The organism is Nonomuraea sp. NPDC050022 (assembly GCF_044460705.1).
Classification (GTDB): Bacteria; Actinomycetota; Actinomycetes; order Streptosporangiales; family Streptosporangiaceae; genus Nonomuraea.
In genome coordinates this window covers 481260-494554 of the sequence record NZ_JBITKE010000008.1, presented here as the reverse complement: position 1 = coordinate 494554, position 13295 = coordinate 481260, and the positions used below count along the sequence as shown (strand labels likewise).

9 protein-coding genes are annotated in these 13295 nt (G+C 69.5%); 4 read left to right on the top strand and 5 right to left on the bottom strand.

Going from position 1 to position 13295, the window contains the following annotated elements:
* Positions 1–156: 156 nt before the first annotated feature.
* Both ACIBO2_RS34600 and ACIBO2_RS34595 read right to left on the bottom strand, forming a co-directional pair.
* A complete protein-coding gene (locus ACIBO2_RS34600; RefSeq protein ID WP_357954116.1) occupies positions 157–1317 on the bottom strand; it encodes a cation:proton antiporter in 1161 nt (386 codons plus the stop codon).
* An 8-nt stretch (positions 1318–1325) separates the two neighbouring features.
* Entirely contained in the window at positions 1326–1808 is a 483-nt protein-coding gene (locus tag ACIBO2_RS34595; RefSeq protein ID WP_358551944.1) for a cation:proton antiporter regulatory subunit, read from the bottom strand.
* Between the two features lie 160 nt (positions 1809–1968).
* Between ACIBO2_RS34595 and ACIBO2_RS34590 the strand changes: the two genes are divergently transcribed.
* On the top strand, positions 1969–2955 hold the full coding sequence (locus tag ACIBO2_RS34590) for a phosphotransferase (protein WP_358551942.1): 987 nt from the start codon (positions 1969–1971) through the stop codon (positions 2953–2955).
* Between the two features lie 4 nt (positions 2956–2959).
* On the opposite strand, the gene clpX is transcribed toward ACIBO2_RS34590, so the two are convergent.
* Together clpX and ACIBO2_RS34580 are read right to left on the bottom strand one after the other, a co-directional pair.
* Positions 2960–4192 (bottom strand): ATP-dependent Clp protease ATP-binding subunit ClpX, encoded by a 1233-nt coding sequence (clpX, locus tag ACIBO2_RS34585; RefSeq protein WP_358551940.1) that lies wholly within the window; start codon positions 4190–4192, stop codon positions 2960–2962.
* Between the two features lie 34 nt (positions 4193–4226).
* Positions 4227–5405 carry a cytochrome P450 gene (locus tag ACIBO2_RS34580; RefSeq protein WP_358551938.1) on the bottom strand — a complete coding sequence of 393 codons (1179 nt, stop codon included), beginning with the start codon at positions 5403–5405 and terminating at the stop codon, positions 4227–4229.
* A 232-nt stretch (positions 5406–5637) separates the two neighbouring features.
* Here ACIBO2_RS34580 and ACIBO2_RS34575 point away from each other — a divergent pair, with 232 nt between their 5' ends.
* The 3 genes from ACIBO2_RS34575 (at position 5638) to ACIBO2_RS34565 (ending at position 12813) form a co-directional block, all read left to right on the top strand.
* Positions 5638–7641, top strand: a complete 2004-nt coding sequence (locus ACIBO2_RS34575; RefSeq protein ID WP_397302360.1) for a GTP-binding protein — start codon at positions 5638–5640, stop codon at positions 7639–7641.
* 247 nt (positions 7642–7888) lie between these two features.
* Entirely contained in the window at positions 7889–9769 is a 1881-nt protein-coding gene (locus tag ACIBO2_RS34570) for a potassium transporter TrkA (protein WP_358551934.1), read from the top strand.
* Positions 9770–9903: 134 nt separating this feature from the next.
* Entirely contained in the window at positions 9904–12813 is a 2910-nt protein-coding gene (locus ACIBO2_RS34565; RefSeq protein ID WP_397302356.1) for a CBM35 domain-containing protein, read from the top strand.
* Here ACIBO2_RS34565 and ACIBO2_RS34560 read toward each other — a convergent pair.
* Positions 12802–13233 (bottom strand): DUF1622 domain-containing protein, encoded by a 432-nt coding sequence (locus ACIBO2_RS34560; RefSeq protein ID WP_358551930.1) that lies wholly within the window; start codon positions 13231–13233, stop codon positions 12802–12804. The genes ACIBO2_RS34565 and ACIBO2_RS34560 overlap by 12 nt on opposite strands.
* Between the last annotated feature and the right edge of the window lie 62 nt (positions 13234–13295).

Here is a 13295-nt window from a genome sequence, read left to right as displayed (position 1 = left end):
AAGGGCCCTGAAGGGCACACGCTGCGTCCGCCGCCTTTGTGGCTTTTGCGCCACCGCGAGTCCAACGGTCGCACATCGGGCGTATATTCCGATCCTGCGGGGGCGCGCGAATAGGAGTCTACTTTGTAAAGGCGGCGGGCGCGGTTGGTCCCGCGCTCACGCACGCTTGGCGATGGCGGTGATCCACGGCTGGACCAGCCGCGCCGCCAGCGGCCCGAACGCGGCCAGGATCAGCACATATGCCGCGGCCAGCGGCCCGAGATCGGGGTGGGCGCCGGCGCCCACCGCCAGCCCGGCGATCACGATGTTGAACTCGCCGCGGGGGATCAGCGAGATCCCCGCTCTGGCCCGTCCGGCCTTGCCGATACCGGCTCGGCGGGCGGCGTAGAAGCCGGTCAGCAACTTGGTGACCATGCTGACCACGGCCAGCAGCACGGCCAGCCCGGCCACCGGGCCGATCTTCGTCGGGTCGGTCTGCAGGCCGAAGAAGACGAAGAAGACGGCCGCGAACAGGTCACGCAGCGGGGCCAGCAGCGCCTGGGCGTCCTCCGCCAGCTCCCCGGACAGCGCGATGCCGACCAGGAACGCGCCGACCGCGGCCGACACCTGGAGCTGCTGGGCCACGCCGGCCACCAGCAACGCCAGCCCGACCACCTTCAGCAGCAGCACCTCGGAGTTGGGGCTGCGTACGAACGCCTCGATGAAGCGGCCGTAGCGCAGCGCGACCAGGAGCACCACGCTGACCGTGCCCAGCGCGATGGCCACGGTGACAGCGCCGCCCACCAGGCTCAACCCGGCCAGCAGGGCGGTCAGGACGGGCAGGTAGACGGCCATCGTCAGGTCTTCGAAGACCAGGAGCGACAGCACCACCGGTGTCTCGCGGTTGCCGATCCAGCCCAGGTCCGACAGCACCTTCGCGGTGATGCCGGAGGAGGTGGCGTAGGTGACCCCGGCCATCGCCACCGCCGCCACCGGGCCCCAGCCCAGAAGTAAGGCGCAGATCGCGCCCGGTGCCGCGTTCAGCACCAGATCCACGAGCCCGGCCCGGGCGTTGCCCTTCAAGCTGGTCACCAGCTCGTCGGCGTTGTACTCCAGGCCGAGGGTGAGCAGCAGCAGGATGACGCCGAGCTCGGCGCCGACGGAGATGAACTCCTCGCTGGTGGCCAGCGGCAGAATGCCGCCGGTGCCGAAGGCGAGTCCGGCGATCAGATAGAGGGGGATCGGGGAGATGCCGACGCGCAGGGCAAGCGCTCCCAAGATGCCAAGCCCCAGCAGAACCGCGCCGAACTCCAGGAACAGAATCGCCGTGTGATGCACTCGCGGCCCTACCCGTTGACAAAGATGTCGGCCACCGCGGCGGTGCTGTCAGCGCTGCCCACCACGACGACGATGTCGCCCGCCGCCAGGACGAAGTCCGGGCCAGGGCTGACCAGGACCTGGCCGGCGCGTACCGCGGCCACGATGGAGGCGCCCGTACGGGTGCGCACCCGCGCGTCTCCCATCGGCCGGCCCGCGTACGGCGAGTCCTCGGCGATCGGCAGCTTCTCGCTGACCAGTCCCTCGACCTCGCGGTGCAGGTCGTTGAGCCGCTGGATCACCCGCGGCGCGCCCAGCAGCTCGGCCAGCGCGTCGGCTTCCTCGTCGTTCAGCTTGACGGTCTCACACGCGCGATCGGGGTCGGCGGGATCGTAGATCACCAGGTCCCGGCGGCCGGTGCGGTGTGAGACGATGCCGATCCGCCGCCCGGACCGCGTGGTGAACTCGTGCCGCAGCCCGATCCCTGGCAACGCCGTCTGTTCGATCTCCACCGCTACCCCATCCGGTCAAGATTTCGATTACTTGGTCAAACCGTATCAATACTGCGGGTTGACAGCGGGGGGTCGTCTGGGGGGAGAGGCAGGCGGGACGGCGTCAACGCCGTGTTATCGTCCCACACCTGACAGTTGCCGATAGACCATCGGGGGAGCCATGGAACGCAGGTTCGCCGTGCGTGAGCAGCTGACGGGTGTGGTGCGGGCGGCCCTGGGGGCCGAGCGCCGGCTGGCCGACGTGACGCGCCTTAGAGGTGGCACGAAGAAGGGCGTGTACCGGCTCCTGCTCGACGACGGTTTCACCGCCATCGCCTATATCTGGGACGCGGCCGAGAACTACTGGCCCGGTCTTCAGGTCGACGATCCCGCGGACCCGTTCTCGCCCGCTTCCGGTCTGGAGTTGTTCGAGGCCGCTCGTCGGCGGCTGGACGACGCCGGGGTGCGGGTGCCGCGGGTCTATCTGGCCGACCGGAGCAGGGAGCTCTATCCGGCCGACATCGCGGTGGTCGAGGACGTGCCGGGCGGGACGTTGGAGACGCTGCTCCAGCGTGATCCGCGGGCGGCGGCTCCGGTCCTTGCGCGGCTGGCCGAAGCGCTTGAGGAAATGCGCGGTCAGGTGGCGCCGGGCTTCGGCAAGGTGGCCTGGGTCGACCGTGGCGGGGTCTCCGCGGGCCGGTCGTGCGAGCAGCTGGTCTTCGACCGGGCGCTCGTCGACCTCGAGGAGGGGGCCGCGCGGGACGGGCGGCTCGCGGCGGCTCGTGATCGGCTGGCGGGCGTGGTCCGGGAGCTGGCGGCGGGCGTGCGGCCGCGCTCGGCGCACGCGCTGGTCCATGGGGAGCTGGGGCCGGACCACGTGCTGGTGGACGCCGCCGGCCGGCCGATGCTGATCGACATCGAGGGGCTGATGTACTTCGACGTCGAGTGGGAGCACGCGTTCCTGCGCCTGCGCTTCCACGAGCATTACGAGTCGCTGCGCTGGGAGGGCCTGGATGAGCGGCGGTTGTCGTTCTACACGCTGGCGATGCGTCTGTCGCTGGTGGCCGGGCCGTTGCGGCTGATCGAGGGTGATTTTCCGGGGCGTGAGTTCATGCGGGGGATCGCCGAGCACAATCTGCAGCAGGCGCTGGCGTTCGTCGGCGGGTGAGCGGTCAGGCCGACTTGCCGTGGCGTTCCGGGCGGCGGCTGGGGTGGTCGTGGGGCACCAGAGTGGGATTGACGTTGTCGAGTATTGACGTTGAGAGTACGGTGTCGCGGTCGATGACGATCCGGGCCACGTCGTCGCGGCTCGGCATCTCGTACATGAGATTGAGCAGTGTCTCTTCGAGGATGGCGCGGACGGCCCTAGCACCGGTGCGGCGCAGGAGCGCCTGGTCGGCGATGGCGGCGAGGGCTTCGGCGGTGAATTCGAGGTCGATGCCGTCGAGGGCGAAGAGCCGCTGATACTGCCTGATGACCGCGTTGCGGGGTTCGGTGAGGATCCGGATGAGGTCCGCCCGGTCGAGTGGGTCCAGGGTGGAGATCACCGGTAGCCGTCCGACGAGTTCGGGGATGAGACCGAAGGTCAGCAGGTCGGCGGGGGTGACGTGAGATCGCGGGCCGGTTCTCCGGGTGGGGGCGTATCCGGCGCTGCCGCGCCCAGTGCGTTGTCCGATGAGGTCGTCGAGGCCGGTGAAGGCGCCACCCGCGATGAACAGCACATGAGTGGTGTCGATATGGATGACCTCCTGGTGGGGGTGTTTGCGGCCACCTTGGGGCGCGACACCGACGGTGGTGCCTTCCAGGATCTTGAGCAGTGCCTGCTGGACGCCTTCGCCCGAGACGTCGCGGGTGATGGAGGGGCTGTCGCTCTTACGGGTGATCTTGTCGATCTCGTCGATGTAGACGATGCCTGTCTCGGCCTTCGCGATGTCGTTTCCGGCGGCCTGAAGGAGTTTGAGGAGGATGGTCTCGACGTCTTCGCCGACGTAGCCGGCTTCGGTCAGCGCGGTGGCGTCGGCGATGGCGAAGGGCACGTCGAGCATTCTGGCGAGGGTCTGGGCGAGGTGGGTCTTGCCGCTGCCGGTGGGCCCGATGAGCAGGATGTTGGATTTGCCGAGTTCGAGGTCCTCGGTGTGCCGGACGCGTTTGTAGTGGTTGTAGACGGCGACGGCGAGTGTTCTTTTGGCGGCGTCCTGGCCGATGACGTAGTGGTCGAGGCGTTCGTGCATGTCCCGTGGTGTGGGCAGGTCAGGGGGCGGGGTGCGCTCGTCGGCCTCGATGAGTTCGGTGCAGAGTCCGATGCATTCGTCACAGATGCAGATGCCGGCGGGGCCGGCGATGAGCTTGCGGACCTGCCGCTGGGTCTTGCCGCAGAAGGTGCATGTCGGCTGGTCGCGTACCACTGAGGTATCTCCTCGATGATCAGAGGGTCGACGATCAGAGAGTGACGGTGAGGGCGGCCAGGCGCCAGGTGCCGGGGTCGGGGGCGCGCGGCGCGGGCTCGGCCAACGCGAGGCCGGGGTGGCGGCGTAGCAGGGTGGTGAGGGCGACCTCGGTCTGTACACGGGCGAGGGCGGCGCCGACGCAGAAGTGCGGGCCGTGGGAGAAGCCGAGATGCCCGGGTTGCCCGGCGGGCCGGGTGAGGTCGAGGCGGTCAGGGTCGGCGTAGGCGCGGGGGTCGCGGTGGGCGGCGGCGATCGAGGCGGTGACGGCGTCTCCCTTGGCCACGGGAGTGCCGCACAGTTCGGCGTCTTCGCGGGCGTAGCGGGGGATCGTCAGCAGGGTGGGGCCGCACCAGCGGATGAGCTCTTCGACGGCGCCCGGCATGAGGCCGGGGTCGGCGCGGAGCGCGGCCAGTTGGTCGGGGTGGGTGAGCAGCGCCTCGACGGCGTTGGCGATGAGGTTGGTGGGGGTCTGGCCGGCCATGACCAGATGCCAGATGAGGGTGACGAGCTCGGTGTCGCTGAGCCGGTCACCGTCTTCCGCCTGGGCCTCGACGAGGTCGGAGATCAGGTCGTCGGCGGGTTCGGTCCTGCGGCGGGCGACGGCCGCCTTGGCGCCCTCGATGATCGCGGGTATGGCGGCGGCGAAGGCGGGGCCCGCGCTGGTGACGACGGTGGCGCCGTACTCGCGCCAGCGGAGGCGGTCGGGCGCGGGGATGCCGACGAGCTCGCAGATCACGTCCATGGGCAGCGGCCGGGTGAAATGGGTCATCAGGTCGACGGGGCCGTGATCGGGCAGGTCGTCGAGGAGCGCCTCGACGATCGGCCCGATGCGCGGGGCGAAGTCGGCGGCGCGGCGGGCGGTGAAGGCGGGGGCGGCCAGCCTGCGTAGCCGCAGGTGCTCGGCGCCGTTCATCTCCGACATGGTGCGCATGTACGGCCGGTAGTCCTCGGGGACGTCGGGCCGCATGAAGCTGTCGCTTCTGATCTCGAATCGGGGGTCGCCGAGCATCGTCTTGATGTCGGCGTGGCGGGTCACGACCCACATGGGGCCGAAGCCGGGGGCGCCCACGCGGGCGATGGGGGAGATCTCGCGGGCGCGGCCGTAGGCGGCGAAGGGGTCGCGGTGCACGTCGGGGTCGGTGAGGTCGATGTGCGGTACGTCGCTGGTCATGTGTCCTCCACGCAGAATTTCGGATGATCCCATCATACGAATGGTGAAGGTATCTTGATGATGGATGTTCGGCAAACTCCGGCAGGTCGCGCAAAATCGGTTGCCCGGCCCGGCGGCCGTCTGTTGTACTCCCTCCCGGCAACCAGTCCACCCCACCCAAGGAGCACGCCGATGAGGCCAGCGTTCGTGTCCCCCGCGACGGCAACAGCCACCTATCTAGAGGACAGAACGCTTGAAACGCACGTTGAACTTGGGGATCTTGGCGCATGTAGACGCCGGTAAGACCAGCCTGACCGAGCGGCTGCTCTACGCCGCCGGTGTCATCGACGAGATCGGCAGCGTCGATGACGGCAGCACCCAGACCGACTCGCTGGCGCTGGAACGACAGCGCGGCATCACGATCAAGTCCGCCGTCGTCTCCTTCGTGATCGGCGACGTCACGGTCAACCTGATCGACACGCCCGGCCACCCCGACTTCATCGCCGAGGTCGAACGCGTGCTGAGCGTGCTCGACGGCGCCGTGCTGGTGATCTCCGCCGTCGAGGGTGTGCAGGCCCAGACCCGCGTGCTGATGCGCACGCTGCGGCGGCTGCGGATCCCCACCCTGCTGTTCGTCAACAAGATCGACCGCCGTGGCGCCCAGGACGACGGGCTGCTGCGGGCCATCGCCGAGAAGCTGACGCCCGCGATCGTGGCGATGGGCTCGGTGCGCGATCCGGGCACTCCAGAGGCGGCCTTCCGTCCGTACGGACCCGGCGACGCCGCCTTCACCGCGCGGCTGACCGAGCTGCTGGCCGACCACGACGACGCCTTCCTGGCCGCCTACGTCCATGACGAGACGGCCCTCTCCTACCGGCGGCTGCGCCGCGAGCTCGCGGCGCAGACCGGGCAGGCGCTGGCGCACCCGGTGTTCTTCGGCTCGGCGATCACGGGGGCGGGCGTGGACGCGCTGAGCGCCGGCATCGCGGAGTTGCTGCCCGCCGCCCAGGGCGAGCCCGGCGACCCCGTCTCGGGCACGGTCTTCAAGGTCGAACGCGGCCCGGCGGGGGAGAAGATCGCTTATGCCCGGATGTTCGGCGGAACGGTACGTGTACGGGACCGGCTGCGGTTCCACGACGGTCAGGGCGAGCCCCGTGACGATCAGAAGGTCACCGCGCTGAGCGTGTTCGAGCGCGGCGCCGATGTCCAGCGCCCCTCGGTCGCGGCGGGCCAGATCGGCAAGCTGTGGGGCCTGGCCGACATCCAGCTCGGCGACACGATCGGCGAACCGCCCGAGGACGCCGGCCGCCACCACTTCGCCCCGCCCACCCTGGAGACGGTCGTCGTCCCCGCGAGCGCCGCCGCGCTGGGCGCCCTTCGCGTGGCCCTCGCCCAGCTCGCCGAGCAGGATCCGCTCATCGACCTGCGCCAGGACGACATCCGGCAGGAGATCTACGTCTCGCTCTACGGCGAGGTGCAGAAGGAGGTCATCCAGGCGACCCTGGCCGCCGACTTCGGCCTCGAGGTCGGCTTCCGCGAGACGACCACGATCTGCGTCGAACGGCCGATCGGCGCCGGCGCGGCGGTCGAGTTCAACGGCAAGGCGCCCAACCCGTTCCTGGCCACCGTCGGGCTGCGCGTCGAGCCCGCTCCGGTGGGCACCGGCGTGCGCTACCGGCTGGCGGTCTCGCCCGGTGCGTTGCCGCTGGCCTTTCACAAGGCGGTCGAGGACACCGTACGAGAGAGCCTGAACCAGGGCCTGTACGGATGGCAGGTCGCCGACTGCACGGTCACCATGACGCACTCCGGCTATTCGCCCCGCCAAAGTCACTCCCACGCCGTCTTCGACAAGAGCATGTCGAGCACCGGCGCGGACTTCCGTCACCTGACGCCACTGGTGCTGATGAACGCGCTACGACAGGCCGGCACCAGGGTGCACGAGCCGATGCACCGCTTCACCCTGGAGGTCCCGGCCGACACGATCGGCGGCGTGCTGCCGGAGCTGGCCCGGCTGCGGGCCGTCCCCCGCACACCGGCCATGCGGGGCGCGTCCTGCCTGGTCGAGGGGGACATCCCAGCGGCCCGCGTACACGAGTTGCAGCAGCAGTTGCCGGGGCTGACCCGCGGCGAGGGTGTGCTGGAGTCCGCCTTCGACCGTTACCAGCCCGTCTCCGGCGCGGCACCGGCCCGGCCGCGCACGGACCACAACCCGCTGGATCGCAAGGAATACCTGCTGCACGTCATGCGGCGGGTCTGATCAGCGGTCAGGGATGCTTTCGGTGGATCAGTGGGGCAAAGGGGCAGATGTCGCTATTGTTAACTTCGCGCGCCTCAGCGTCACCTCCGGCGCCTCTGGTAACCACGGTCACCGAGGCAGAGCCCGAGAGACAGGCGAACGGGACAGCCACGGGGAAAGGCGCGCTGCACGGCGTCCCGTCCGTCGAACGGGGATAGGGACCGGGTCGCTTGTCCCATGCGGCGATCCATGAACGACGGGACTGGTCATGGCCACGCGGCGCGAGCGTCTTCGCTATTGGTTCGACAACACGATGTCGAAGGGCACTCCGGCCCTGATCGGCTGGCTCGCGCTGGTGACCGTGGTCATGGTCGGCAGCTTCGGCGTGCTCGTCTATGTGCTCGCGCGGGACGACCTGCCGCACCAGAACTGGAACGAGGCGCTGTGGGGCATGCTCATGCGGGCGATGGACGCCGGCACCGTGGCCGGCGACAACGAGGGCAGCCCGCTCTTCACCGTCCTGGGATTCACGATCACGATCGGCGGCCTGCTCATCGTCAGCAGCCTCGTCGGTGTGCTCACCACCGGCCTGGACAACAAGCTGACGGAGCTGCGCAAAGGCCGCTCCAAGATCGTGGAGTCCGGGCACACGACGCTGATCGGCTGGTCGGACCAGATCTTCACGATCATCCCCGAGCTGGTGGAGGCCAACGAGAGCGAGTCGAAATCCTGTGTGGCGATCCTGGGGGACCGCGACAAGCTGGAGATGGAGGAGGAGCTGCGCTCGCGGCTGGGCAGCACCGGCAAGACCCGGGTCGTCGTCCGCTCCGGCAGCCCGACCGAGCCGACCGACCTCGACCTGATGAGCCTCGACACGGCGCGGGCGGCCATCGTGCTGTCCCCGGCCGGTGACGACCCCGACGCGCACGTTGTCAAGACGCTGCTGGCGCTGACGAACCGCAACTGGCGCCGCCGCCGCCCGCCGATCATCGCCTCCGTCACGGACACGACCAACCTGGTGGCCGCCGAGCTGGCCGGGGGCGGCCACGCGCAGGTGGTCGACACCGACGACATCGCCTCCCGGCTCATCGTGCAGTCCTGTCGCCAGTCGGGCCTGTCGGTGGTCTGCACGGACCTGCTGGACTTCGGCGGCGACGAGATCTACCTGCGGCCCGAGCCGAAACTGACCGGCTTCCCCTATGGCGAGGCGCTGTTCGCCTACGAGACCGCCTCGCTCATCGGCATCCGGCACGGCGACGGGTCCGTGGTGCTCAACCCGCCGATGAACACCGAGATCACGCCGGACGACCAGATGATCGTGGTCGCCGAGGACGACTCCGCCATCCGGCTCGTCCGCAGCTTCCCGCCGATCGTCGAGGGCGCGATCACCCGCCCGGTCCGCCAGGCGACGCCGCCGGAGCGGACGCTGCTGCTGGGCTGGAACAGTCGCGCCCCGAAGATCGTGCAGGAGCTGGACCACTACGTCTCGCCCGGGTCGACCCTGCACGTGGCGGCCACCGCCGTCGAGGAGAGCGACAGCCTGGACCGGGCGAAGGTGGCCCTGCGCAACCTGGCGGTGAACGTCAAGGAGTGCGACACCACCGACCGGGTCACCCTGGAAGCGCTGGACGTGGGCACCTTCGACCACATCATCGTGCTGGCCGACGACCGGCTGGAGCCGCAGCACGGCGACTCACGCACGCTGGTGACGCTGCTGCACCTGCGCGACATGGCCTCGAAGTCCGGGCAGCGGTACGCGATCGTCAGCGAGATGAACGACGACCGCAACCGCCGGCTGGCCCAGGTCACCAAGGCCGACGACTTCGTCGTCAGCGACAAGCTGATCAGCCTGCTGATGACCCAGCTGTCGGAGAACCCGCACCTGGGGCAGGTGTTCCGCTTCCTGTTCGACTCCGCCGGGTCGGAGATCTACCTCAAGCCGGCGACGGACTACGTCCAGCCCGGAGTGTCGGTCAGCTTCGCCACCGTGATCTACTCCGCGCGGACGCGCGGCGAGACCGCGATCGGCTACCGCGTGCTGGCCGAGGCCGCCTCGCCACCCGCCTACGGTGTCGTACTAAATCCGGGTAAGTCGGCCGCTGTCACGTTCGGCCCTCGCGATCTGGTGATCGTCCTCGCTGAGGACTGAAGTCATCGGATGAGTTGACCGCCCGGAGGGTGGTGTTTCTTGACTATGGGCTCTGTCTCGTGTATTCGTCGGATGTCTGAGAGATCAGCCTTGTTGGCGTTACCCCCCGTCAGCCCAACGAGAGAGCGATCGCCATGCAGCGCCGCCGCACCCCCTCCAGAGTCTTATCCGCTTGCGCCGCCCTCCTTCTCGCCCTGACCGCCTACATCGTCGGCGCTCCCGCCGCCGGCGCGGAGGTCGAGCACCCGCGGCAGCAGTGGCTGCGCGACTCGACCGCGGGCCTGTTCCTGCACTGGGGCATGTTCACCGCGCCCCGCCACCTCGACTGCGCCGCCTGGGAGCGGGACGTCACCGGCGGTGGCTGGAGCCCTGACTACTGGGTCGACGAGGCCCGCAAGCTGGGCGCCTCCTACATCGTGCTGGCCACCTTCCACAGCAGGCTCGGCTACGCCCGGCCGTGGCCGTCGAAGATCCCCGGCAGCTGCGCCACCCAGCGCGACCTGCTCGGCGAGCTGGTGAAGGCGGGCCAGGCCAAGGGCGTACGGGTCATCCTCTACATGACCGACGACCCGCAGTGGCACAACGAGCAGGGCGTCGAGACGCTCGACTCCGCCGCCTACTCCGCCTACAAGGGCCGCTCGGTCGACCTGACCACCAGGAACGGGTTCGGCCAGTTCAGCTACGACCTGTTCTTCGAGGTCATGGAGAACTATCCGGACCTGGCCGGGTTCTGGATCGACAACGACAACGAGTACTGGGAGCAGAACCAGCTCTACGAGCAGATCCGGCAGAAGCGCCCGTCCTGGTTGCTAAGCAACAACAACGAGGACACCCCGATCATGGACACGGTCAGCAACGAGCAGAAGACCGGCATGACGCCGGCCTATGACTACCCGCAGGCCGCCTTCACCCCGATGCCGCGCCTGACCGAGGCCGACTACAAGCTCCCGACCACCGGCGACTGGTGGTACGACGGCGGCAGCCACCCCGTCGACTTCCGCCTCAGCACCGGCCGCTACGTCACCAACGCCGGCTCCTCGATGAAGTCGCTGATGGCCGAGACCCCGATGGTCAATGGCAGGTTCCCGCCGCAGCAGGAGGAGTTCAACAACTTCATGGCCGGGTGGGTGCCGCCGATCCGGTCTTCGCTGCAGGGGACCGAGGGCGGCGGCTACATGTACGGCGGCATGCAGCCGGGCTTCTGGAACGACGGCGCGCACGGCGTCGTCACCGTCGAGCGCGGCGCGAAGGTCCAGTACGTGCACGTGGTCACCAGGCCCAGGACCGATCAGGTGCGGCTGCGCGACAACGGCTACCGCGTCTCCGCGGTGAGCGATCTGCGTACGGGCGAGCGGATGCGGTTCGCTCAGTCCGGCGGCTACCTGACGATCCTCGGCATCACCAAGTGGGACGACTACGACACCGTGTTCAAGGTCGAGACCCGTGGCCAGGAGCACTTCTATCCCCAGAGCGCGCTCAAGGCGACCGCCACGTCCACCCGCGCGGGTCACCCGGCCGGCGCCCTGGTCGACGGCAGTTTCCAGAACTACTGGGACGCCGACGCCAAGCTGCCCGTCTCGCTCACCCTCGACCTCGGCAAGCGGCGCGAGGCCGCCTACCTGGCGGTCAACCAGCGCGAGGGGTCGCCGACGTACGCCCGCGAGTCGTTCGGCCGCCCCGAGGACTCGGCCCGGATCAAGGACTACCGCGTCTACGCCAGCGACGACGGCAAGCACTGGGGCAAGCCCGTACGTTCCGCCGCGATGCGCAGCGCACGCGGCGCGCAGTTCATCGACCTCGGCGGCACCCGCGCCCGCTACCTGAAGCTGGAAGTCCTCAACACCTGGGGCGGCCCGCAGGCGCCACGCTTCTACCAGGAGCTACAGATCGACGAGATCAAGGTGGCGTCGGCCTACCCGGTGGGTCTCGGGGCGGCGATGCCGCTGGAGGCGGAGCGGCAGGCCAGGAGCGGCTCGGCCCGGCCGGACCTGTGCCAGGCGTGCTCCGGCCTGGCCCGGGTGGTGGGGCTCGGCGGCGGCCCGCGCAACGCGGTCACCTACCGTGACGTCACAGTGCCGTCGGCCGGGACGTATCGGCTCGAACTCGATCACACCGCAGCCGCGGCCACCTCATTGTCGGTGAGCGTCAACGGCGCGGCGGCGGTGGAGGTGCCGGTGAGCGGCGACAACGCCGACGTTCCCGCCGCCACGGCGCTGGCGGTGCCGCTGAACGCGGGCGCCAACACGATCACGCTGTCCAGTACGGCCCGGCAGGGCCCAGGGCTCGACCGGATCGCCGTCGCGCCGATGCCGCCGGCCTCGGAGGTCCCGAAGACGACGATGACCGTGAACCCGTCCGGCTTGCAGTGGGTCGGTCCCGGGCAGCAGTCGATGAAGGTGTCGACGAAGCTGCGGCTCGACGTCGACGACGCGCTCGACCAGGTCAACCTGGCCCCGGTGGTGCCGGCCGGCTGGACGCTGACGGGCGCCGCCGCGACGGCCGCCACCCTGCGGCTCGGTCAGACGCTGGAGGGCACCTGGACCCTCACCTCGCCGCCCGGCCAGGACGTCACCGCGGCCGACATCCCCATCACCGCGTCCTTCCAGGTGCTGGGCCGCGCCACCCAGGTCACCAAGCAACTGCGAGTGCGGCCGCGCCCGGCTGACCGGGTGTTCATGCGGGAGGCCGAGGACTCGCGCAACCGGCTCGGCAGCTCGGGCATCACCAACTGCTCGCCCTGCTCGGGTGGGCAGAAGGTGCGCAACCTGGGCGGGGCGGCGGACGCGTACGTGCTGTTCGAGAACGTCACCGTCGACACGGCCCGCCAGTACACGCTGTTCATCGACTTCACGGTCAACGGCGACCGCTCGTACTTCGTCACCGTCAACGACGCCGCGCCGATCGAGGTGAAGGTGAGCGGCGTCGGCAACAACACCCCGTACACGACATCCGTGCCCGTCACCCTGCGGGCGGGCGCCAACACCATCAAGATCCACAACGACAAGGAGGCCGCGCCCGACCTGGACCGGCTGTCACTCGGCTGAGGCTGGTGCCCGCCCCGTGCCGCCGGTCTGCCCGGCGGTACGGGGCGGCTGCCAGGGCCAGCGGCCGTCCAGCTCGACCTGGAGCGAGACGCTCAGGAACGTGCGGACCGCGACGATGATGGCCAGCACCCCGACGCTCTGGAAGGTGGGGGAGACCGCCACGGTCTTGATGATGTCGGCCCCGACCAGGAACTCCAGCCCCAGCAGGATCGAGCGGCCCACGTTCCGCCGGAAGGCCTGGTAGAGGCCGGCCACCTGGCGGGACCGGGCCAGGCTCACACCGTAGGTGATGGTGGCGATGACCAGACCGGCCGCGATCACGGCCACGCCCGCGATGTCCAGCACCGTGCCGATGAGCTCGATGACGTCCTTCACCTGCACGCTGTCCCTCTCCCCGGCCCGCCGATACGTCCGGATCATGGTCGCATACGCTACTTGGGCGCGTTCGCGTCATCCGGGGGTGTACCCACCAGCGCGCACGT